This is a genomic window from Lelliottia sp. (assembly GCF_045627565.1).
Lineage (GTDB): Bacteria > Pseudomonadota > Gammaproteobacteria > Enterobacterales > Enterobacteriaceae > Enterobacter.
In genome coordinates, this window is the sequence record NZ_JAZQNX010000007.1 from 1 (window position 1) to 22,226 (window position 22,226).

17 protein-coding genes, 2 tRNA genes and 1 pseudogene are annotated in these 22,226 nt (G+C 52.1%); 9 read left to right on the forward strand and 11 right to left on the reverse strand.

Going from position 1 to position 22,226, the window contains the following annotated elements:
• Positions 1–326, reverse strand: a 326-nt coding sequence (locus tag ACKI5T_RS04375; protein WP_407435819.1) for a response regulator, incomplete at its 3' end; no start/stop codon positions are given.
• 453 nt (positions 327–779) lie between these two features.
• Between ACKI5T_RS04375 and ACKI5T_RS04380 the strand changes: the two genes are divergently transcribed.
• Positions 780–1,967 carry an efflux RND transporter periplasmic adaptor subunit gene (locus tag ACKI5T_RS04380; protein WP_407435821.1) on the forward strand — a complete coding sequence of 396 codons (1,188 nt, stop codon included), beginning with the start codon at positions 780–782 and terminating at the stop codon, positions 1,965–1,967.
• Between the two features lie 764 nt (positions 1,968–2,731).
• On the opposite strand, the gene ACKI5T_RS04385 is transcribed toward ACKI5T_RS04380, so the two are convergent.
• Together ACKI5T_RS04385 and ACKI5T_RS04390 are read right to left on the reverse strand one after the other, a co-directional pair.
• A complete protein-coding gene (locus tag ACKI5T_RS04385) occupies positions 2,732–3,154 on the reverse strand; it encodes a transposase (protein ID WP_407435823.1) in 423 nt (140 codons plus the stop codon).
• 12 nt (positions 3,155–3,166) lie between these two features.
• Positions 3,167–3,397 carry a hypothetical protein gene (locus tag ACKI5T_RS04390; RefSeq protein ID WP_407435980.1) on the reverse strand — a complete coding sequence of 77 codons (231 nt, stop codon included), beginning with the start codon at positions 3,395–3,397 and terminating at the stop codon, positions 3,167–3,169.
• On the opposite strand from ACKI5T_RS04390, the gene ACKI5T_RS04395 reads away from it, so the two are divergent.
• The gene (locus ACKI5T_RS04395) at positions 3,296–3,700 is read left to right on the forward strand and encodes a hypothetical protein (RefSeq protein ID WP_407435996.1); all 405 of its coding nucleotides are present in this window, start codon (positions 3,296–3,298) and stop codon (positions 3,698–3,700) included. The genes ACKI5T_RS04390 and ACKI5T_RS04395 overlap by 102 nt on opposite strands.
• A 526-nt stretch (positions 3,701–4,226) precedes the next feature.
• Here ACKI5T_RS04395 and ACKI5T_RS04400 read toward each other — a convergent pair.
• Positions 4,227–6,923 (reverse strand): cation-transporting P-type ATPase, encoded by a 2,697-nt coding sequence (locus ACKI5T_RS04400; RefSeq protein ID WP_407435825.1) that lies wholly within the window; start codon positions 6,921–6,923, stop codon positions 4,227–4,229.
• Between the two features lie 51 nt (positions 6,924–6,974).
• Complete coding sequence (locus ACKI5T_RS04405; protein WP_015959568.1) at positions 6,975–7,406, reverse strand: universal stress protein; 432 nt, start codon at positions 7,404–7,406, stop codon at positions 6,975–6,977.
• A 531-nt stretch (positions 7,407–7,937) separates the two neighbouring features.
• Between ACKI5T_RS04405 and ACKI5T_RS04410 the strand changes: the two genes are divergently transcribed.
• Genes ACKI5T_RS04410 through ACKI5T_RS04420 form a run of 3 tightly spaced genes read left to right on the forward strand, consistent with a single transcriptional unit; the run spans position 7,938 to position 13,047 of the window.
• Entirely contained in the window at positions 7,938–9,023 is a 1,086-nt protein-coding gene (locus ACKI5T_RS04410) for an efflux RND transporter periplasmic adaptor subunit (protein WP_407435827.1), read from the forward strand.
• A complete protein-coding gene (locus ACKI5T_RS04415; RefSeq protein ID WP_407435829.1) occupies positions 9,023–12,085 on the forward strand; it encodes an efflux RND transporter permease subunit in 3,063 nt (1,020 codons plus the stop codon). The genes ACKI5T_RS04410 and ACKI5T_RS04415 overlap by 1 nt, the downstream gene beginning before the upstream one ends.
• A 38-nt stretch (positions 12,086–12,123) precedes the next feature.
• Positions 12,124–13,047 (forward strand): acyltransferase, encoded by a 924-nt coding sequence (locus tag ACKI5T_RS04420; protein WP_407435982.1) that lies wholly within the window; start codon positions 12,124–12,126, stop codon positions 13,045–13,047.
• 9 nt (positions 13,048–13,056) lie between these two features.
• On the opposite strand, the gene pagP is transcribed toward ACKI5T_RS04420, so the two are convergent.
• Positions 13,057–13,632 (reverse strand): lipid IV(A) palmitoyltransferase PagP, encoded by a 576-nt coding sequence (gene pagP, locus ACKI5T_RS04425; RefSeq protein WP_407435831.1) that lies wholly within the window; start codon positions 13,630–13,632, stop codon positions 13,057–13,059.
• A 246-nt stretch (positions 13,633–13,878) separates the two neighbouring features.
• Here pagP and shiA point away from each other — a divergent pair, with 246 nt between their 5' ends.
• From shiA to ACKI5T_RS04440, 3 genes are all read left to right on the forward strand, one after another.
• Complete coding sequence (gene shiA, locus ACKI5T_RS04430) at positions 13,879–15,192, forward strand: shikimate transporter (protein WP_407435833.1); 1,314 nt, start codon at positions 13,879–13,881, stop codon at positions 15,190–15,192.
• A 76-nt stretch (positions 15,193–15,268) separates the two neighbouring features.
• Positions 15,269–16,723 carry an AMP nucleosidase gene (locus ACKI5T_RS04435; protein ID WP_015959574.1) on the forward strand — a complete coding sequence of 485 codons (1,455 nt, stop codon included), beginning with the start codon at positions 15,269–15,271 and terminating at the stop codon, positions 16,721–16,723.
• A gap of 14 nt (positions 16,724–16,737) precedes the next feature.
• On the forward strand, positions 16,738–18,510 hold the full coding sequence (locus ACKI5T_RS04440) for an aminopeptidase P family protein (RefSeq protein WP_407435835.1): 1,773 nt from the start codon (positions 16,738–16,740) through the stop codon (positions 18,508–18,510).
• A gap of 90 nt (positions 18,511–18,600) precedes the next feature.
• Here ACKI5T_RS04440 and ACKI5T_RS04445 read toward each other — a convergent pair.
• From ACKI5T_RS04445 to ACKI5T_RS04455, 3 genes and pseudogenes are all read right to left on the reverse strand, one after another.
• A tRNA-Asn gene (locus ACKI5T_RS04445) sits at positions 18,601–18,676 on the reverse strand.
• 80 nt (positions 18,677–18,756) lie between these two features.
• Positions 18,757–20,271 (reverse strand): EmmdR/YeeO family multidrug/toxin efflux MATE transporter, encoded by a 1,515-nt coding sequence (locus tag ACKI5T_RS04450; protein ID WP_133629912.1) that lies wholly within the window; start codon positions 20,269–20,271, stop codon positions 18,757–18,759.
• A 36-nt stretch (positions 20,272–20,307) separates the two neighbouring features.
• A pseudogene (locus ACKI5T_RS04455) lies at positions 20,308–20,406 on the reverse strand (hypothetical protein); the annotation flags it as partial.
• 21 nt (positions 20,407–20,427) lie between these two features.
• Between ACKI5T_RS04455 and ACKI5T_RS04460 the strand changes: the two are divergent.
• Positions 20,428–20,503, forward strand: a tRNA-Asn gene (locus tag ACKI5T_RS04460).
• Positions 20,504–20,614: 111 nt separating this feature from the next.
• Here ACKI5T_RS04460 and ACKI5T_RS04465 read toward each other — a convergent pair.
• Both ACKI5T_RS04465 and ACKI5T_RS04470 read right to left on the reverse strand, forming a co-directional pair.
• Positions 20,615–20,950 carry a DUF496 family protein gene (locus tag ACKI5T_RS04465; RefSeq protein ID WP_015959577.1) on the reverse strand — a complete coding sequence of 112 codons (336 nt, stop codon included), beginning with the start codon at positions 20,948–20,950 and terminating at the stop codon, positions 20,615–20,617.
• 167 nt (positions 20,951–21,117) lie between these two features.
• A complete protein-coding gene (locus ACKI5T_RS04470; RefSeq protein ID WP_407435838.1) occupies positions 21,118–22,176 on the reverse strand; it encodes an FUSC family protein in 1,059 nt (352 codons plus the stop codon).
• Between the last annotated feature and the right edge of the window lie 50 nt (positions 22,177–22,226).

A 22,226-nucleotide genomic window follows, 5' to 3' on the forward strand; every position in this document is an offset into this window, starting at 1 on the left:
TTCTTGCTGATAAAAGCATTCGCCCCCGCATCGGCGCTGCGTTTGCCATAAAACAGATCGTTCTTGGCGGAGACCACAATAATAATCCGGCTGAACGCCTGCTTGCGGAGTTTCTCCACTACTTCTATACCGCTCATCACCGGAATATCCACATCGACAATCACCAGATCCGGGCTGTGTTCACCGACAAGCTGCAACGCCTGCGCGCCGTCACCGGCTTCCGCGACGACGGTGATCCCTTCATTTTCCAGCAGATTTTTAATAGCCAAACGAGCCAGCGGATGATCGTCAACGATGACAGCATTTAACTTATTGGTTTTACTCATCTTAGATCCTTATTAAAGACATGTTCAGGTTCCCGACTCACCCACCGTCGCGCACAGAACAATGCGCATCCCAATGACAGATGGCGTAATTATAACGTGTTGCGGAAAGATGAACGTGTTTCGGGGTTAATTATAATGCACCGTATTGAAGGAAAATCAGAAGGATTAATTCTACTGTCTGCACATTTTTATTTCCATGAGCATTAAGACTAATAGTATCACGTAATGAAAAAGCGCGTTCAGCTGACATCCTTTCGTTATATAAGGTTTAAAAAATCCTGAAGACGATATTTTATTACTTGCTTTCAAAGGGAAGTAACTCTTCACTCTGACGTATGGACTTCACGTGTAGGATATTCCCTGCAAAAGTTTCCGATGTATCTCCTGTACTTCATCTGCAACGGTGATTAATCTGAATGAATATTCTTAACACCTCCTATTCAGAAATAATGGATGAATTTTCTTATGGAAGAAATTCACGGCATGGTCGCTAATATCGGCAAGGAACGTCCGAGGCGAAAAATAAAAAAACGAATGCTTTGCGTCATTGTTATTATTGTTCCGTTTTTTATTTGCAGTCTCGGGCAGGACTTTTCATTACGTAAAATGCCCAGCTCCAGCGACGCTTACATTACCGGAAATCCGGTCACCCTTTCCTCAGAGACAAACGGACGAGTGGCGGTCGTTATACCAACCAACAACGACCGCGTGCGCAAAGGCGATATTCTCCTGCACATGGAGAGTTCCGGTGAAATACTCCGCTATAAAAAGGCCGAAGAAACGCTGCTGAAAACGGAAAAAGAAAGCCGGGAACGCTACACCGCCGACGGCCAGAATAATGCTCACATCCTGAATGCCCAGATGACCTACCAGCAGGCGCTGATTGACTACAACCGCCGGTTACAGTCAAAATGCCCTGCGGTGATTTCCAAAGACGATCTCCGGCAAGCCCTCAGAAACGTCAACAACAGCAAAGCGGCTCTGGATGCGGCGATCCTGCAATACCGCCGGAATTTACGGGTGTTACGTGAGACGGATATGGCCCGGAAAAAACTGATTTTGCAGGCCAGTGATGCCTTACAGAAAGCCGGTGTGGCGCTGGATCGCACGGCGATTCGCAGCCCGGTCACCGGTTATGTCGTGCAAAGAAACGTGCATTCCGGCTTAACGGTCACCCCCGGACAAACGCTGCTGACTATTGTGCCCGCCGATCAGATGTGGATAAACGCCAAGTTCACCGTCGCACAGCTTTCCGGCGTTATCGTCGGTCAGAAAGCGGCGATTGTGACAGAAATGTACGGCAATAACGTGGTTTTCGAAGGACAGGTCGAAGGATGGGATGACGACACCGACACCGCGATTTCCGCCCTCAACAGCGCCGGAAGGTGGATCACCGACGTACAAAAAATCCCGGTGCGCATTTCCATTAATCCGATGCAAATGAGCCAGTATCCGCTAAGGATTGGAATTTCTTTAAAAGTGAAATTGCTTGATGGGCATGCAGAGAACGTATTAATTACGGTTGTTAGGAAAGGGGTTAATTTACTGCGGGCTTATCGGAAATATGGAGTAGATTTAGGAGTTAAAACGGGAAATGTTAATTTAATAAAATATACTTTAAAGCTACTCACATCAATATAAAATATCGTAATGAGTGCTACGATTGCTTATGCTAGAATCATAATTCTAATCATTCGCTACTTTATTTTTTAACACCCTCGAATTAATCGCCTTCACTTATTTGATTTACTCATTATTAGTTTTGGGCGTAAAAAACGTTTTCTCAAAGTTTGTGATATATTTTACTTATAGATAAAAGTTTCCTCAAAATATTTTTCCGATGCTGAGAGCACTCAAACTGTACACTTCAAAAAATATTTTGGTTCTGTGCTGGTTTGAAGGATACAATGTAAACAACAGCCATCAATATGATAAGTATCATTATTTTTACAACTTCCCACTTTGATAATTTTCCATGACAGGGAATATCAGGCGTTTAAGAATTTTATAAGGAGAGCACATGGACACATTTCTAATTTTAAATCTCGTTTTCTTTAATTTTTAATACAGTCTGCCTTGTTGTATTGAGATTAAGTTTGAAAAACTCACCTTTCTTTGCTGTGACCTCACGTTCTCACAACCTCCCGCATGTCAATGCTATTACTATATAAATAATTCCGCCACCCAGAGTAACTGAATACATGCTATTAGGCACTACGTCAGGTCAGTTTGACTCTTTGCCGAGCATGCGATGCTTTGCTGAACCGAGGCATTTAACCACTTGTATTTTACCCCTAGACTGCCCAATTGCCCACAGACTTATCCACCGCTTTTGTGGATAAGACTACATTTAGCGTTTCACTCTTCACAAAAACTGTAATGGTCATCTAAAACCGGACACAGATTTAGGCACATTGTTGTAATCGGCGTTCATATTCATTCGGCGATATATTGCCCAGCCGGTAATGCCGACGCTTCAGATTAAAAAAACTGTCGATATAATCGATAACGTCCGCAATACCCTGTCTTCGGGTTTCATAGCGACGGTAGTTAACTCTCTCTGCTTTCAGGCTGCGGAAGAACCTCTCCGTAACAGCATTATCCAGGCAGTTACCCTTGCGGTTCATACTGCTCGTCACATCAAGTTCTTGCTGGCAGGACTGGAACTGGGCGCTGGTATACTGAGCACCTTGATCGTTATGAAATACGACTGGACCTGTTGGCCGTCGTTTATTAACCGCCAGTCGTAATGCCCGGATAGTCAGGGCGCTATCCGGTTTGCCCGAAAAGGCCCAACTCACTATTTTTCTTGAACATAAGTCCATCATGATAGCCAGATATTACCAGCCCTGAGCTGTCCGGAGATAGGTGATATCACCTGACCACCAGGTATTTAATGTCTCTGGATTAAACAGTCGATTCAACAGATTAGCAGCCACTACAGCCGGTTTACCACCTCGTGGAGAGTAATGACGTCCTGGGCGCTTCGCAACCAGCATCAGGGTCTTCGTTATCTGACGGACACGGTATCGGTCAACTTTAAAACCCTGCTCACGCAGCTCAATACACATGCGCCGATTGCCATACGTCGCATCCATTTCAGCATGATCATGCTTGGCCGCCGCATGAAGCATCAGAACATCTGCTCTGAGAGCTGGCCGCCTGCGCCGGGCGTAAAATACACTGCGCGTGAGCGACAGGCATCGACATACTTGCTGGATATTTGCCCCGGCCTTCTTCAGCTTCACCGCGACTTTTTGTCGTTGTTCATTTCCATGGCGAAGAAGGCTGAAGCCTTTTTAACAGGTCATTGTCGCTTTGCAACTGACGTACCTACTTTTCAAGTTCCTGTATTCGTCGTTGTTCATACGTAACCGCGGTTGCGATGGGAGTATCTTCCCTGACTTCTCCACGATATTGGCGTAACCAGCGTTGCAATGTTGAATATTCATCGTTTCAGCAACCTGGGTCACCGGATACTTGTGCTGCAGAACCAAATTGACACATTCCTGCTAGAACTCATGGGTAAACGTTTTTCTTCGCATTCTCACCTCGTTAGCATTACTCATTATATCTCTAACAAAGTGTCCGATTTGATTAGATCATTACACTTATAATGTATTGACTCCAGAAGCTCACAAGCCATCAATGCTCACTATATCAACACGGCCTTTTTAGGGAATATGATAATAACGATCATTAATGCCGCGGAACTTTCATACCAGTTTTATGTAACCTACAACTATTGGTGGTCATTTTGGTGGTCTTGACAGCATCGCAATTCAGGTTTAGCCTATTTATTAGCCAGTTACTGGCAAAGGCGATCCCAGTCAGAGGAGCCAAATTAGAAAAGCCCGCTTAAGGAAACTTAAGCGGGCTTTTTGCTTTTCCGAAACACGTTTAGCGCGGTGCTTCCGTACGCCATCTGCGGGTCAGCGGTTTCTCGACTTCCACAATCAGGAACATCACAAAGCCGATGATAAAGGTGATAACCCAGTAGCGGAACGGTAAGGATTCAGTGCCGAACAGCATCTGCATAAACGGCGCATAGATAATCAGCAGTTGCAACACCAGCAGTACCGCCGTCACGATCCAAATTCCTCGGTTCGCCAGCAGCCCTTTGCTCAGCGAAAATCCGTCCGACACGCGGCAGTTAAGCATGTAGAACCATTGCGCGGTCACCAGGGTTTGCAGCAGCACGGTACGGATAAATTCCGGGGAATATCCGCGCGGTTGCAGCCAGGCTTCCAGCACGAAAGCGCTCACGGCGATCATCGAACCGACAAACACCACGCGCCAGATGGCAAACCCATCCATAACGTGCAGTTTGGGGTCGCGCGGCGGCCGGTTCATGATGTTTTTCTCACCCGCTTCGAACGCCAGCCCGAAGGAGAGCGTGGCGGAGGTCGCCATGTTCATCCACAGGATCAGCACTGGCGTCAGCGGAATCAGGTTACCGGCCAGCAGGGCAATAATTATCAACAGCCCCTGCGCAAGGTTGGTGGGCATAATAAAGAGAATGGTTTTTTTCAGGTTATCGTAAACCCGCCGCCCTTCCCTCACTGCGCTGGCGATGGTGGCGAAGTTATCATCGGTCAGCACCATGTCCGCCGCTTCCTTGGTCACCTCCGTCCCTTTGATGCCCATGGCAATCCCGACGTCAGCCTGTTTCAGGGCGGGCGCATCATTCACGCCATCGCCAGTCATCCCGACCACCTCTTTCTTGCTTTGCAGCGCCTGAACCAGGCGGAATTTATCTTCCGGGCTGGTACGGGCAAAAATATCAAATTTCTGCGCAGCGTCGCTCAACTGGTGATCGTCCATCACTTCAAGCTCGCGCCCGGTAATGGCATTATCCGCATTCCCAATCCCCAACATTTTGCCAATGCTCATCGCCGTTTGCGGGTGGTCACCGGTGATCATTTTGACGCGGATGCCCGCCTGCAGACAGTCGCCGATCGCAGTAATGGCCTCAGGGCGCGGTGGGTCCATCATCCCGGCAATCCCAAGCAAAATCACGCCGTGCTGCAAATCGTCATGCGTCAGTTCCGTTTGCTCCAGACTCGCCGGTTTCCAGGCGGCCGCGACCATGCGCAGCCCTTCGCGCGCGTACTCCTCGATTTTCGCTTCCCAGTAAGGTTGGTCGAGCGGCTCAAGGCCCGCCTCAGTCTGCTGGTGCTGACACAGCCTGAACAGGACGTCCGGGGCACCGGTGATCAGAATCAACTCTTCATCCCCAATGCGGTGAAGGGTCGACATATATTTGTATTGTGAATCAAACGGGATCTTGCTGCGCAGCTGCGTCTCTACCGAAGGCAGCGGGACTTTCGCCGCCAGGACTTTTAATGCCCCTTCCGTTGGCCCGCCGGTGATTTTCCAGAAGCCCTGATCATCTTTCATCAGCTGACTATCGTTACACAGGTCAATCGTGTGCAGATAGCGTTCCAGCAACGAGCCGTGTGTGACGGTAACGGGCGTTGGGTCATCGATTGGATGGAAGTTTCCTACCGGTTCGTAGCTGTCGCCTTCCACGCGATAAATAGTGTCCGCTGTGATCACCGCTTTGACCGTCATTTCGTTCATGGTCAGGGTGCCGGTTTTATCCGAGCAGATCACGGTCATCGCGCCCAGCGTTTCTACGGTCGGCAATTTGCGGATAATGGCTTTCTGCCGGGCCATCGTTTGCACGCCAAGCGACAGAATAATCGAAATAATTGCCGGCAGCCCTTCCGGAACCGACGCCACCGCAAGGCTAATGAGCGACAGCATGAGCTCGGAAACAGGCATATCCCTGAACAGGACGCTGAAGACAAATAGCGCGGCCATCATCACCAGAATGATAATGAAAATGGCTTTCCCGAGCTTATCCATCTGAATCAGCAGCGGCGTTCGCTGTTGCTCAATATCCGCCATCATCTGGTTGATATGGCCTAATTCGGTATCCCCCCCCGTGGCAATAACAACGCCCTGACCGCCGCCGGAGCTGACCGTGGTCCCCGAAAACAACAGGTTAGTCCGGTCGCCCAGCGGAAGTTCTCCTTCAAGCCGGTCCGTTATTTTTTCAACGACCGTCGATTCGCCCGTCAGAATCGCCTCTTCCACCCGGAGATTGTGTGCTTCAATAATCCTCAGGTCGGCAGGGATGCGATCGCCTGCGCGGATCACAACGATGTCGCCGGGCACCAGCGCCGTTGTCGGGATGGTTTCATGATTGCCCTGACGCACCACCACGGCCTCGCTGGAGAGCATGTTGCGGATACTTTGCAGCGATTTTTCAGCGTTACTTTCCTGAATGTAGCCAATCAGCGAGTTGATCACCGCCACGCCCAGGATGACCAGCGTATCCACCCAGTGTCCCATCACAGCCGTCAATACCGCCGCCGCAAGTAACACGTAGATCAGCACATCGTTGAAATGGGCTAAAAAACGCAACCACGCAGGTTTGCCCGGCTTTTGCGGCAGTGCGTTTTCGCCATACTGCTGAAGCCTTGCCGTGGACTCTGCACGGCTGATCCCCTCCGCGGTACTGGCTGTAGTTGCCAGCGTTTCTTCTACGGAAAGTCGGTAAAAGGGTTGGTCCGGTTTTTCTGTCTTCATCGATCCGTCCTCACGTCCTGAACTCAAAAGCACTCTTTTCCATTGAAGCCGTTAACGCACGACAAAGACCGGAACGTGCGCGTAACGAACAATATTTGCCGCGTCTGACCCCAGTAAATGCGTCTGAATATTGGGATTGCGTGAACCAATGATGATCATATCCGCCGCGAGATCGTCGGCCAGGAGGGTGACTTCGTCGCGGACATTCCCGCTGCGGACATGAAGATGAATGCGATCCTCGGGGAAATTGATTTTTTTGGCGAATGCCGCGAGTTTTTCTTTCGAATTATTAATCATATAGTCATCCATTTTTCGCGCATCCGAAATAAAACCGCGCGTCAATTCTGGAGAGAACTTTGGAATAACGTGAAGGAGGTGGATATCAGCTGAAGCAGCTTGCGCGAGGAATTGAGCGTGCGCCACGGCTTTGTCAGCCAGCCCAATTTCGTATACATCGACAGGAACCAGAATATTTCTGTACATAGCGAGCATCCTTTTATAACTCATACGAGTAGTCATAAATGACATTACACATAATGAAACGCAGGAAAATTAGCTCTACAACCAAACACTAAACGCTGAAGGGGATGGTATTAACCGTAGCACAGCAGACTGAATAAGATGAAATTACTCATAATCATTTGAATAATATACACTTAATAATATACACCCTGATTTATCCCTTTCATGGTACGCATCAGCGTTACTCCCAACTTTAAGATATGTTTAACCTTTCTTATTTCTGCGACTATGATCATTACCAGACATTACGGCTAAGTAAGCCCTTCACATACACTTCAAATTATCATTATTAACTCGCTTAGATTTAAAGATAAGGGAGAAGAAATGTTTGGATATAGTTTGATTCGCCTGATGTTCTTTATTGTCCTTGCCATCGTCACCAGTTCCGCCGTGGGTCTTTTGACTTATCTGGTGGTTTCCGCGCTCGCAGAATAGAAACGTCATCACTAAATGTTCGGAATAAAGAAATTTTTTATTTATTAGGGGAATACCGTGAATCGTTACATTTCTCTTTTACCTGCCCTTATTTTGCTGACAACGGCCTGCGACCCTAAAACTCAGGAAACGACGCCCCAGCCACGCATGGTTAAAATCGCCGTGGTCACGGCGGCAGGCCAGGCGCAGCAGCGCGTTTTCCCGGCGCGAATTGAGTCTGGCGACGCCACCGACCTCTCATTTAAGCGCGGCGGTCAGATTGAAACGCTCGACATCCGTCAGGGAACCAGCGTCAAGCAGGGCCAGCAGTTGGCAAAGCTCAATACGCGAGAAGCCCAGCAACGAGTCAACGATCGCCAGACTTCCGCCACGCTGGCGCAGCGGCAATTTGATCGCTTCCAGACCCTGGCGGGCCGTCAGGCCATTTCGAAGGCGGAGATGGACGTTCAGCGGGCCACCCGTGATTCCGCCAATGCAGCGCTGAAGATCGCGCAGGAAGAGCTGAATCAGATGACGCTGGTGGCCCCTTTTGGCGGCGTCGCGGCCAGCGTTCACGTCCGTAATCATCAGGTTGTCAGCGCAGGTCAGCCTATTTTGACGCTCACGCGTACCGACTTGCTGGATGTCGTGTTTAGCATTCCAGAAAACCTGTTCAAAACTCTGGATATTCGTAATGCCAACTACCGCCCGGTGGTAAAGATTAACTCGATACCGGATCGCGAATTTAGCGCAGTCTACAAAGAGCATACCGGCAGTAGCGACAGCAATACGCTGACATGGCAGGTGATTTTAACCCTGCCGCGCCCGGACGATTTCCCGGTCGTGGGCGGCGTTAGCGGAACAGTCACCATTAATCTGGCGAATCTCCCGGCGGGCGCGGGGCAAAATGCCCTGGTTGTCCCTGTCGAAGCGGTGTTTAACCCGGATAACAGCCCTCGCAATGAGCCGCACGTCTGGGTTGTGCAAGGCGATGGCGACAAACTACAGCTGGAGGATCGCAAAGTGAGCGTCGGGCAAGTCACCGCCCAGGGCGTGATCGTGACCGACGGCCTCAAGGCGGGAGAGCGCGTGGTGGCGGCAGGTGTCGGGGAATTGCATGCTAAACAGCCCGTTCGCATCTGGACGCGTGAGCGAGGTCTGTAATGGATATCTCCCGCCAGTTTATCGACAATCCCATTCGCGTCTGGCTGACTATTTTACTGCTGGGCGTCGGCGGTGTTTTTGCGCTGCTCAACATCGGTCGTCTTGAAGATCCTGCGTTCACCATCAAAACGGCGGTGGTCATTACCCACTATCCGGGTGCCTCCGCACAGCAAGTTGAAGAAGAGGTCACCCTGCCCCTGGAAAACGCGTTACAGCAGCTACCCTCGCTCGATAACGTGAGTTCGATTTCATCAAATGGGTTATCGCAAATCACCGTCAATATTGCCTCGCGTTATCACTCCAGTGAGCTGCCGCAAATCTGGGATGAGCTGCGTCGTCGCGTTGGTGACGCTTCGCGCCAGTTCCCTCCGGGCGTCGTGACGCCGTTTGTGAATGATGATTTTGGCGATGTGTTTGGTTTCTTTTTTGCCCTTTCCGGCGATGAATTTACCCACGCTGAACTGGCGCGTTACGCCGATCAGTTGCGCCGCGAACTGGTCTTGATCCCCGGCGTCGGCAAAGTCGCCATTGGTGGCGCAATACCGCAGCAGATCAATGTCGATATTTCGCTACCCAAAATGGCCGCGCGCGGGATTACGCTTGCGCAGCTTTCCGCGATCCTAAGCCGCGTAAACGTGGTGTCTAACGCCGGTGAGATTGCCTCCGGCACCGAGTCGATTCGCCTGCATCCGACCGGCGAATTTGAAAATATCGATGAGCTGGGTGATGTGATCATCACCCCGTATGGCGCGGGGGCTACAACACGTCTACGTGATATCGCCACGTTGTCACGCGGGCTGACGGAGTCGCCTTCCAGTATCTACCACGCCAACGGTCAGCAGGCCGTCACCATGGGCGTGTCGTTCATTCCCGGCGTCAATGTGATTGATGTGGGGCGGGCGTTAGAGGCCAAACTGCAGCAAATGTCGGCGGAAAAACCAGCGGGCATTAACATCGATCTGTTTTACGATCAGGCTGCGGAAGTGGGGCATTCGGTCAACGGATTTATCATCAACTTCCTGATGGCGCTGGCGATTGTTATCGGCGTCTTGCTGATTTTTATGGGCATCCGCAGCGGGATTATCATCGCGCTTTCCCTCGCGCTTAACGTGCTAGGCACGCTGCTCATTATGTACCTCTGGGGAATCGAGCTGCAGCGCATTTCCCTCGGGGCGCTGATCATCGCCCTGAGTATGCTGGTCGATAACGCGATTGTGATTGTCGAAGGGGTGCTGATTGCCCGACAGCAGGGTTCAACCCTGATGACCGCCGTGAATTACGTGATTCGCCGCTCGGCGCTGCCGCTGCTGGGCGCCACGGTGATCGCTATACTGGCTTTTGCGCCCATCGGACTTTCTCAGGATTCGACCGGCGAATACTGCAAATCGCTGTTCCAGGTTTTGTTGATTTCGCTGATGTTAAGCTGGTTCTCGGCGCTTACGATTACGCCGGTGATGATCAAATGGTGGCTGTTCAAAGGGCAAAAAACAGCGGAAACGCCTGTTGAAGCCGACCCTTACAACGCGCGGTTTTACCGAATTTATAAGCACATGCTGAATACCCTTCTGGCGCGAAAAACGGTGACGCTGACGTTAATGGTTGCCCTCTTGGTCGCGGCTGTCTGGGGTTTTGGCTCGGTGCGGCAAAACTTTTTCCCCTCATCGAATACGCCTATTTTCTTCGTCGATCTGTGGTTGCCTTACGGAACGGATATCAGCCAGACCGAGAAAATGACCGGCGACATCGAAAAAACGATTAACGGCCATGATGGCGTGGTGACCACGGTGTCGACCATCGGCCAGGGGAGCATGCGCTTTATTCTGACCTACAGCGGCCAACGCCAGTACAGCAACTACGCGCAAATTATGGTGCGCATGGATGACCAGCGGAATATTCCGGCGCTTGCCCGTCGCGTCGATGATGACATTGCTCGCCACTATCCGCAGGTTAATGCCAGCACCAAGCGCGTGATGTTTGGCCCGTCCGGCGATAGCGCCATTGAGGTGCGCATTAAAGGGCCTGATCCAGACAGATTGCGCCTGATCGCCAGTCAGGTTGACGATATTCTGAGTCGCGATCCGGCCACCGACAGCGTGCGAAACGACTGGCAGAACCGCAGCAAAGTGATTCGCCCGCAGTATTCACCCGTATTGGGTCGGGAACTGGGCGTCGATAAGCAAGATATTGATAATGCGCTGGAGATGAATTTCTCCGGGAGTCGGGTGGGCTTATACCGCGAAGGTTCGGATCTGCTGCCCGTCGTCGTCCGTCCACCAGAAAACGAACGCCAGGATGCCAATCATCTGAATAACGTGCTGGTGTGGAGTCAAAATCGTCAGCAGTACATTCCGATGAGCAACGTAGTGAGCGACTTTACGCTGGAGTGGGAAGACCCGCTCATTCTGCGCCGGGACCGTAGCCGGGTGCTGACGGTTCAGACCGACCCGTCGCCGCTCAGCCAGCAAACCTCGGGCGATATTCTGGCGCGGGTTAAACCTCAGATTGATGCTCTGGTGCTGCCGCATGGCTACAGCATCGAATGGGGCGGCGACGCAGAAAGTTCCAGCGAGGCGCAGCAAGGCGTCTTCTCAACGCTGCCGATTGGGTATCTGGTGATGTTTATTATCACCATCCTGATGTTCAGCTCGGTGAAAAACGCTGTCGCCATCTGGCTGACGGTGCCGCTGGCGCTGATCGGTGTCACGCCAGGCTTTTTGCTGACCGGCATTCCGTTCGGTTTTATGGCGCTAATCGGGTTACTGAGCCTCAGCGGAATGCTTATCCGTAACGGCATTGTATTGGTCGAAGAAATTGAACAGCAGAAGCTGCAAAAACCGCAGCACGAGGCGATTGTTTATGCCGCAACGTCTCGTTTGCGCCCTATTCTGCTGACCGCATTTACCACCGTGTTGGGGTTGGCTCCACTCTTGCGTGATGTGTTCTTCCAGAGCATGGCGGTGGTGATTATGTTCGGGCTAGGTTTTGCGACCATCTTGACGCTTCTGGTACTTCCGGTTATTTATGCCTGTTTCCATCGACCGCGAGAGAAAGAAGTACCATGAATTCAACCGGACTGAATATTCTTAAAACGCTGGGATGCATGACGGCGGTGACGTTTTTTACCCTCTATAACACCTGGGATCGTTATGACTACGATTACCACTGGATCCTGGGGTTTCTGACGTTTATCTCGACCATCGCCACTCCGCTGTTTTTTGTGATAGCGGGCTATCTTGACGCACAATCGCGGCACGGTTCCCGCTGGCAAGTCGGTAAAATCCAAAGTATCGTCATCGTCTTTCTGTTCTGGATGACGATTTATTATTTGTGGGAACCTTATCAGCGCGGCTATTTAATCCAGCCGTGGTTTGTCTTTACCTTTATTGTGATTTACACCTTCCACCCGGTTATCGAATGGTTAAGCCAGCGCCGCAGGCTGTTTTGCTGGGTGGTATTTTCCCTGCTGCTGTTTGCCTACGGCTACGATTTGCTGGCGGCGTTATATCCCGAAAAACACCTGTTTTCGCTCGCGCCACAATATCGTTTGTGGACCTGGCTGCTGTTTTACCTGACAGGTCAGCTGTTTTTTGATCCGCTGATTGCCGCCTGGATCAGCAAAGACAGGGTTGTCAAAATAGCGATCGGGGCAATTCCGCTGATTTATCTGTTCACCTGGTTTTACGAGCAGCATTTCTTTTTTGCCCTGTTCAAGGCCGATCGCAACGCGTTTATTCTGACAGGCTCGCAAATCTATTTTCTTATTGTGGCGCTGGTTATCGCCGCCAACGGCGTGCGTTTTCGCCACAACGTTGAGTTTAAAGAGGCCATCTTAGCGACCATCAGCAAGACAATGACCGGGGTGTATATTCTTCACTATTCGGTTTTTCATCTTCTCACCGCGCTAATTCCCGTCACCTCCCTGTCGACAAAATTCATCCTGATGGCGCTGACGTTTATCGCCTCGGTGCTGATCTCGATGGCGGCGCTATCGCATTCATTACTCAAAAAAGTGATTACGATTTAGCGGCCCTCTTTAAAAGCCGTAGCGCAGCCAGGCAAATAATACGTTGCCGTTATTATAGGTGCCCGGGATGTAGGTGAACTGGACGTTCAGGTTCTTATAGCCGGCAGAAAACAGCGGTAAAATAATGGGCAGCGGCACATAGTTAGCAAAGTCTTTGCGTGCCGTGATCCCTGCGGTCACGCCCAATCCCAGACGGAAATCCCGCGCATTATCCAGGTACCAGCCATTTTCCCAGCCATAACCGATGATAGGCTGCCATTCGTTATGTGAGTCCTTAAACATCATGGCGTAAAGCGAACTCCAGTCGCCCTCTTCATCGTAGCGAGAAATGCCAAAACCCCCGCCCGACGGCATTTCGTTGTAATTGTCGGTTTTTTCTTTGTCATACATAAAGCGCGCATGCCAGCTCAAAAAAGGCACATACAGATCGTAGTGTTGCGGTTCGTTCCACGTCTGCGAAACATCGGTGGTCCATTCGTTCCACCAGCGGCTAATACGCTGCTCGCCGTACACTCCTGGCTCAGCGCGCAGTGAAAACGTCATCAACACAGTCAAGAATAAAAAAATGATTCGAAGTTGTCGCATCGTTAATCCCTCAGCAATATCGCACTACGATACTCAATACTGTAAACCATCCTTAGACAACCAATCGAAAACCAACGCGAATTCATTACGATCCCTTATCATTTTTTCGGCGATGTGACGATAAAATCATTTTCTCCTGACGCCTGTCGGGGTAGTCTCATAAGCGTTGCCTATGATCGGTGACGCGAATGTGAGTAATCTTTTCCCATACTAATAATAAAAAAATCGGTACAGACAGGACTTAAAATGGATTCCACCCTCATCTCCGATCGCCCAGGCGAGGAGACACCATCGCTCACCCGCGCCCGTCGCGCGGCTTTTGGTAGTTTCGCCGGAGCCGTCGTCGACTGGTATGATTTTTTGCTCTACGGCATCACTGCCGCACTGGTCTTTAATCGCGAGTTTTTCCCGCAGATCAGTCCCGCCATGGGGACGCTTGCCGCGTTCGCAACCTTTGGCGTGGGGTTCCTGTTCCGGCCGCTCGGCGGCATTATCTTTGGTCATTTTGGTGACAAACTGGGCCGTAAGCGGATGCTGATGCTCACCGTCTGGATGATGGGTATCGCCACCGCGCTGATTGGTATTTTGCCCTCTTTCGCCACGATAGGCTGGTGGGCACCCGTCCTGCTGGTGACGCTGCGTGCCATCCAGGGATTCGCCGTTGGCGGAGAATGGGGCGGCGCGGCGCTGCTGTCCGTTGAAAGCGCGCCAAAACATAAAAAAGCGTTCTACAGTAGCGGCGTACAGGTCGGTTACGGCGTGGGTTTGCTGCTCTCAACCGGGCTGGTGTCATTAATCAGCCAGCTCACCACCGATGAGCAGTTCCTGAGCTGGGGCTGGCGCATTCCGTTCCTGTTTAGCATCGTGCTGGTACTGGGCGCGCTGTGGGTACGTAACGGAATGGAAGAGTCGGCGGAATTCGAGAAACAGCAGCGCGAAACGCCGGTCGCCAAAAAACGTCTGCCGGTGATGGAAGCGCTGTTTCAGCATCCCGGCGCGTTCCTGAAAATCATCGGTCTGCGTCTGTGCGAGCTGTTAACGATGTATATCGTCACCGCGTTCGCGCTGAATTATTCGACGCAAAACCTCGGTTTGCCGCGTGAGCTTTTTCTGAATATTGGCCTGCTGGTCGGGGCCATTAGCTGTCTGACCATTCCGTGCTTTGCGTGGCTTGCCGATCGCTTTGGTCGCCGACGGGTCTACATTACCGGTGCGCTGATCGGAACGCTCAGCGCCTGGCCGTTCTTTATGGCGCTGGAAGCGCAGTCTCTGTTCTGGATTGTGTTTTTCGCCATCATGCTGGCGAATATCGCCCATGACATGGTGGTGTGCGTCCAGCAGCCCATGTTCACCGAGATGTTTGGTGCCCGCTACCGCTACAGTGGCGCGGGCGTCGGCTATCAGGTGGCAAGCGTCGTCGGCGGTGGATTTACACCCTTTATCGCCGCCGCGTTAGTCACCTTCTCGGGCGGTAACTGGCACAGCGTGGCGATTTATCTGTTGGCGGGCTGTTTGATTTCCGCCGCGACGGCGCTGTTCATGAAAGACGCACGCGCCTGATGTCCTGACTTTTTTTTCACATACGTGTGACATACTATCGAGTGACGTCGCACTTATGTGGAACAAGGAGACAGACATGAATAATAAGGGCTCCAGCCTGACGCCGGCTCAGGCACTGGAAAAACTGGAAGCGCTGTATGAACAATCGGTCAGCGCCTTGCGCAGCGCCATTAGCGAGTATCTTGAAAACGGAAAACTGCCTGATGAAAAGGCCCGTTTAGATGGCCTTTTTGTTTATCCCTCCCTTTCTGTGACCTGGGACGGCGGCACCACCACAACGCCTAAAACCCGTGCCTACGCCCGTTTTACCCACTCAGGATGTTACTCCACCACCATTACCCGCCCTGCTCTGTTTCGCCCCTATCTTGAAGAACAGCTGACGCTGCTGTATCAGGACTATGGCGCGCACATTGCCGTTGAACCGTCACTGCACGAAATTCCGTATCCGTACGTGATAGATGGCTCTGCCCTGACGTTGGATCGCTCCATGAGCGCGGGCTTAACCCGCCATTTCCCGACCACCGAGCTGTCGCAGATTGGCGATGAAACCGCTGACGGGATTTACCATCCTGCTGAATTTTCACCGCTGTCGCATTTCGATGCCCGCCGCGTCGACTTCTCGCTGGCACGTCTGCGTCACTACACCGGCACGCCAGCCGAACATTTCCAGCCGTTCGTGCTGTTCACCAACTACACCCGCTACGTGGATGAGTTCGTGCGCTGGGGTTGCAGCCAGATCCTCGATCCCGACAGCCCTTACGTGGCACTCTCCTGCGCGGGAGGGATTTGGATAACCGCCGAAACCGAAACGCCAGAAATGGCCGTCTCCGATCTGGCGTGGAAGAAACACCAGATGCCCGCCTGGCATTTAATTACCGCCGACGGCCAGGGCATTACGCTCATCAACATTGGCGTTGGCCCATCGAATGCCAAAACCATCTGTGACCACCTGGCGGTTCTGCGTCCGGACGTGTGGCTGATGATTGGTCACTGCGGGGGTCTGCGCGAAAGTCAGTTGATTGGCGATTACGTGCTGGCGCACGCTTACCTGCGTGACGATCACGTTCTTGATGCCGTTCTGCCGCCGGATATCCCGATCCCAAGTATCGCCGAAGTGCAGCGCGCGCTGTACGACGCGACCAAAGAAGTCAGCGGTATGCCTGGTGAAGAGGTTAAACAACGCCTGCGTACCGGCACCGTCGTCACCACCGACGACCGCAACTGGGAATTACGCTATTCCGCATCCGCGCTGCGCTTTAACTTAAGCCGCGCGGTGGCGATTGATATGGAAAGCGCCACCATCGCCGCTCAGGGCTATCGATTCCGCGTGCCTTACGGCACCTTGCTGTGCGTTTCCGATAAACCGTTACACGGCGAGATCAAGCTACCCGGACAGGCCAACCGCTTCTACGAAGGGGCGATTTCCGAGCATTTGCAAATTGGTATTCGCGCCATCGATTTACTGCGTGCGGAAGGCGACAAGCTGCATTCACGTAAGCTGCGCACCTTCAACGAGCCGCCGTTCCGCTGATAATAAGGAAAATGATGAACACTACATCACCGCTGTCGGCGCTTCGCCACTGGCTTCATGACAACCAATTCGCGGGCATGATTGTGCCCCGCGCCGATGCGTGGCAAAGCGAATTCTGTGCCTCATCCGATGAAAAACTGGCCTGGCTTACCGGGTTTGATGGCTCCGCCGGGCTGGCGCTGGTGCTGCAAGACCGCGCGCTGCTTTTTGTGGACGGTCGCTATCAGGTCCAGGCCCGCGTTCAGGTCAATCTGGATGATATTGAGATTCACCATCTGCATAACGAACCGCTGCTCGAATGGCTGGCGGAAAATCTCGATGCGGGCACCCGCATCGCGTTTGACCCGATGCTCATGACTCAAACGGAATACCAGCAACTTTGCGCGACGCAGTGTGAATTTGCTCCAATAGCTGTTTCACCTTTCGACACGCTCTGGGCCGACCGCCCTGCTGCGCCGGCCGGTTTGATTCGCGAGATGCCGGAAGAAATCAGCGGGGAAAGCAGCGTGGCGAAACGCCAGCGCATTGCTCAGCTGCTGGCGGCTAAAAATGCCGATTACCTGGCGATCACCCTGCCGGACAACATTGCCTGGCTGCTGAACGTGCGCGGTTCTGATATTCCGACCAGCCCGGTGCCGCTTTCGTTCGCTCTACTGAGCCGCGAAGGCAACGTGGAGTGGTTTGTAGATGGCGAAAAAATTCGCGATCTCCCCGCCTCTGCACTCAAATCAGTGGTGGTTTCTGCCCAGGACGATTTTGTCCGTCGCTGCCAGCAGATTTCCGAAGGCAAGCGAGTCTGGGTGGATGCCGATTCTGCGCCTGTCGCACTGCGTTTTGCCATTGAGCCACAGGGTGAAATTCTCTGGCAAGCGGACCCAATCACGATGATGAAGGCGCAAAAAAACGCGGTTGAGCTGGCAGGCTATCGCGAATGTCATCATTCCGACGGCGCAGCCTGGGTTAATTTCCTCGCCTGGTTGTCCCGTGAGGTTCCCCAGCGCGAAGCCGCGGGTAATCCGCTGACAGAGCTGGAGGCGCAGGCACAACAGCTGGCTTTTCGTGAGCAGCAGCCCTATTTTATCGAACAGAGCTTTGCCACGATTTCGGCGTCTGCCAGCAACGCAGCAATGTGTCATTACCACTCAAGCGAAGCGACCAACAAACCGATCGTCAGCACGCAGTTTTATCTGAATGATTCGGGTGGGCAATATCACAACGGCACCACCGACGCGACGCGAACGCTGGCTTACAGCAAGCTCGATGCGCAGCAGCGCCTGCATTACACCGCCGTGCTAAAAGGCTTTTTGTCGCTGATTACGCTGCAGTTCCCGTCGGGGACGCAGGGGCATCAGTTGGACGCTTTTGCGCGTCGTCCGCTGTGGGAGTTGGGGCTGGATTACGATCATGGGACCGGGCATGGAGTGGGACACCAGCTTTTGATCCACGAAAACCCTCAGCGTATTGCGAAAAAGGTCAATCCGTGGCCGCTGCTGGCTGGCAGCATCATCACCATTGAGCCGGGCTATTATCAGGCGGACAGCCATGGCATTCGCATTGAAAACCAGGTTGAAATTGTGGAAAGCGTGCCCGGTTTCTGCAAATTTGCTTCGCTCACGCTGATCCCGATTGATTTGAGCCAGGTAGAGCTGAATTTGCTGAATGAGCAGGAGAAACAGTGGCTGGACAGTTATCACCAGCAGGTGAGAGACATCCTGTCGCCTCTGGTTGAAAGCGACGCGCGCCCTTGGCTGTTTGAAGCGACGGCACCGATTCGCGTGAACCGATAAGGCATGATGGGGGCGTCAGCCCCCTCTTCTTGCGCATCTGCTTTACGCTGAAAAGCAAAAAGCCTGCTTTAAAAGCAGGCTTTTCTAATTTGGCTCCTCTGACTGGACTCGAACCAGTGACATACGGATTAACAGTCCGCCGTTCTACCGACTGAACTACAGAGGAATCGTGTGAACGGGGCGCATATTATCGACGCGCTCCTTCATTGTCAAAGACTGAATGCACAAAAAAGTTCGTTTGCCGATTTATTCTCCACTTTGTGCATTCGAGAGGCTTTCTGGCAGTTTTTTATGCTCAACTTCAGCCTTTTTACGCGGGTATTTCCACAGCCATCGCCCGCTCACCATGCGCCAGTAGAACAGCACGCCACGAACCGCCCAATCAAGGAACATCCCAAGCCAGACGCCGACAACGCCCATGCCGAGCATAATCCCCAGCGTATAGCCCGCTACCACGCGGCATCCCCACATTCCCAGCATCGAGACCCACATTGCAAAGCGTGCATCGCGCGCGCCTTTTAACCCGGCTGGTAGCACCCAGGAGGCGGCCCAGATCGGCATAAACGCCGCATTCAGCCAGATAAGGATTTTCACCACCTCTTTGACGTCGTCTTCGCGGGTATAAAACGAGGCCAAAAGCCCGGCAAACGGCGCAGTCCCCCACGCAATAAGTGACAGGCCAATCGTAGAGAGCCAGAACACATGGCGCAGCTGACGCTCTGCCTGCGCAATTTGTCCCTTGCCCAAACGCTTACCGGTAATAATCGTGGAAGCAGATCCCAGCGCATTGCCCGGCAGGTTTATCAGCGAGGCAATCGAGAACGCAATGAAGTTACCCGCGATGACGTCAGTCCCCATCCCGGCGACAAACATTTGAGTAAGCAGTTTCCCACCGTTAAACAGCACCGATTCGATACTCGCCGGAACTCCGATCCCCATCACTTCCCAGATTATGGCGAAATTGAACGGGCGGAAATAGCTTTTCAGCGAGATGCGCAGCGCAGGATTAAAGCCCACCATCAGCACCACGATAATCGCGATAGCACCGATGTAACGGGAGATCGTCAGCCCTAAACCGGCCCCAACAAAGCCCAGCCCTTCCCACGAGAAAGCCCCGTAGATAAGAATGCTGCTGATGATAATGTTCAGGATATTCATCCCGCCGTTAATCAGCAGCGGAATCTTGGTATTACCCGCACCGCGCAGCGCACCGCTACCGATCAGCGCGATGGCCGCTGCCGGATAACTCAGCACCGTCATTTCAAGATAAGTGAGCGCCAGACCTTTAACTTCGTTGGTCGCCTCACCGGCGACGATGTCGATAATCTCTTTGCCAAAATAGTGGATCACCGCCGCGAGAATGATGGAAAAAATCGTCATGATCATCAGCGACTGTCGCGCCGCTTCGCGTGCGCGTTTGGGATCGAGCTTGCCCAGGCTAAACGCAACGACGACGGTTGTACCCAGATCAATCGCCGCGAAGAAAGAGATGACGACCATATTGAAGCTGTCGGCCAGACCCACACCTGCCATCGCCTCTTTACCCAGCCAACTCACCAGGAAAGTACTCAATACACCCATCAACAGAACGCAGGTGTTTTCCAGGAAGATAGGCACAGCAAGAGGGGTGATTTCACGCCAGAACAGGACACGGTAACTTTTTCGTTTGGCATACCAGGGCGTGCGCATGACGGCCTGACGTAGAGCGGCAGTGACGTTCAAAATGGACCTTAAAGAGAGAAAGTTGAAACTACATTTCAAATGATGATTGAGAAATGCTAATCCTGCAAAGTATTTTCAACAAAAAACTGTGGGCAAAAGTGACAAACTGTCGACAGATTCACCAGTTAAACATCTGAACGTAAGATCAGGTTTGACAAAACTTTTTTCGCCGCTAAGATAAGCCTCCTAACCGATTCCTCTGTAGTTCAGTCGGTAGAACGGCGGACTGTTAATCCGTATGTCACTGGTTCGAGTCCAGTCAGAGGAGCCAAATTTAAAAAGCCTGCTTTCGAGCGGGCTTTTTGCTTTTTAGCCTCCGGCTACCCCTCAAAAAAAAAGCCCCCCAGCTTTCGCAGAGAGGCGCAGTCTTTCTTAGCAGCAATTATTCGCTTTTCGCTTCGCTGCTTTTGATTTCGCCGATGACTTTCAGCTTTTTAGAGATATCGCGGCGTTCTTTGGACAACTCAGCGTTCTTGATGATGTAGTCGTCAACGCGATCTTCATAATCGGTCTTCATGCTGGCGATGATGCCCTGAATGGCTTCTACGCTCATACCCGGCTTGATGTAGTCGCTCAGGTTATCAAGCAGCAGAACACGTTTCTGGTTGTCACGGATCTTCTTCTCAACGTCCTGAATTTCACGCTGCAGTTTGTTTTTGCGACGGAACAGGCGGACGAATTCCAGAACATCCTGGAACGAAGGCTTGGTAGTTTCCATTTTGATACCCCTGATAATGTGAGATTCGGATTCGTTTAAGCAACCACTGTACCGTTAACCTTACTGACAGCCGCTGCGAATGACAATGAGTATATCGTTTGCCCTATCATAACCTCAAATGCTGCTGAATCGTAGCAGCAGGCGTCACATCCGCAGACGCCTGCTTTTTATTTGCGCAACGCCCGGCAAATGAGATGCGACAGCAACTCTAATTGTCTCGCCATCTCCATGCTCAACCACACATAGCCGTGGATAGGCGTTTCTGACACGTTGTCACCCTGATGCTCACTGATCAACTGCTTGAGCTCCGCAACGATTTCGTTCAATCGTTCGCTGTTAGCAAGAATAGGCTGTGGGTTCCCTTCGTAAAGCGCGTGAGCGATGGTGAGCAGCGTTTGCTGGGTCATCTGCTGAGTCTCTTTCAGCGTGTTTGCATTCAGAAGCACAAAGTGACTGGCACGAGACGCCCAATGCGCGTTTATTTGCAGTTCCAGCATGCATACCAGATTCCGGCTGACGGTCTGAATCGCTTCGAAAATGGCTTTTTGGATATGCGTCTCTTTGCTGGCAGGAACAATAAGCCCACGCATTTTGACGACATCATTGAGGATTTTTTGCAGATGCTTTTCGAGCCGTGGGCGTTCCACCAGATTGGGTGAAAAGCCCGCCTGATAGACACGATTGAGCGCGGTTACGTAGTGGGCCATCTGAATGCGCCAGTGCAGAAATGCGCGTTGAGGCCAAATCCCGGTAAAGAGCATGGCTAACAGCGAGCCGAGAATCACATCACCGCCTCGCCACAGGGCCGTTGCCATGTCTCCTGCCGGGGCACCGACCACGACAGATAGCGTAATGCCAATCAGCAGAGCCTGATACGGTTTTTTCCCCAGCGCCAGCCAGCCGCACAGGAACATCGCACCCGCACACCAGAGCAACATCACGGGCAACGAAATCAGCTCAAGTTTTAATGCAATCAACCCTAAGGCGGAGCCAAAAATCGTACCGCCAATGCGCTCGAAGGCGCGTGGAACCACGTTTCCCCAAAAAGATATGGGCCCCATGATGACCACCAACGTGATCAAAGGCCAGGTTCCCTCGGGGATATCCAGCAGACGCACCAGTAAAAAGGTGAGGATGAATGCCAGCGCGATGCGGCAACCATGCACGACGCGGTAATTCCGATACAATCGGATTTCAAAAGGCGTTAATGATTTGTCGGGACGCACACCCGCTCTCCAGATACACGGCAAATCACAATTGTACTGTGTTTTCTGCC

Excerpts from the sequence above, each read along its gene's own strand:
- ACKI5T_RS04420 (WP_407435982.1), top strand. The coding sequence starts at position 12,124 with ATGACGGCGGTGACGTTTTTTACCCTCTATAACACCTGGGATCGTTAT.
- shiA (WP_407435833.1), top strand. The coding sequence starts at position 13,879 with ATGGATTCCACCCTCATCTCCGATCGCCCAGGCGAGGAGACACCATCG.
- ACKI5T_RS04465 (WP_015959577.1), bottom strand. The coding sequence starts at position 20,950 with ATGGAAACTACCAAGCCTTCGTTCCAGGATGTTCTGGAATTCGTCCGC.
- ACKI5T_RS04435 (WP_015959574.1), top strand. The coding sequence starts at position 15,269 with ATGAATAATAAGGGCTCCAGCCTGACGCCGGCTCAGGCACTGGAAAAA.
- ACKI5T_RS04405 (WP_015959568.1), bottom strand. The coding sequence starts at position 7,406 with ATGTACAGAAATATTCTGGTTCCTGTCGATGTATACGAAATTGGGCTG.
- pagP (WP_407435831.1), bottom strand. The coding sequence starts at position 13,632 with ATGCGACAACTTCGAATCATTTTTTTATTCTTGACTGTGTTGATGACG.
- ACKI5T_RS04380 (WP_407435821.1), top strand. The coding sequence starts at position 780 with ATGAATTTTCTTATGGAAGAAATTCACGGCATGGTCGCTAATATCGGC.
- ACKI5T_RS04415 (WP_407435829.1), top strand. The coding sequence starts at position 9,023 with ATGGATATCTCCCGCCAGTTTATCGACAATCCCATTCGCGTCTGGCTG.
- ACKI5T_RS04400 (WP_407435825.1), bottom strand. The coding sequence starts at position 6,923 with ATGAAGACAGAAAAACCGGACCAACCCTTTTACCGACTTTCCGTAGAA.
- ACKI5T_RS04395 (WP_407435996.1), top strand. The coding sequence starts at position 3,296 with ATGACGTCCTGGGCGCTTCGCAACCAGCATCAGGGTCTTCGTTATCTG.
- ACKI5T_RS04385 (WP_407435823.1), bottom strand. The coding sequence starts at position 3,154 with ATGATGGACTTATGTTCAAGAAAAATAGTGAGTTGGGCCTTTTCGGGC.
- ACKI5T_RS04390 (WP_407435980.1), bottom strand. The coding sequence starts at position 3,397 with ATGTGTATTGAGCTGCGTGAGCAGGGTTTTAAAGTTGACCGATACCGT.
- ACKI5T_RS04440 (WP_407435835.1), top strand. The coding sequence starts at position 16,738 with ATGAACACTACATCACCGCTGTCGGCGCTTCGCCACTGGCTTCATGAC.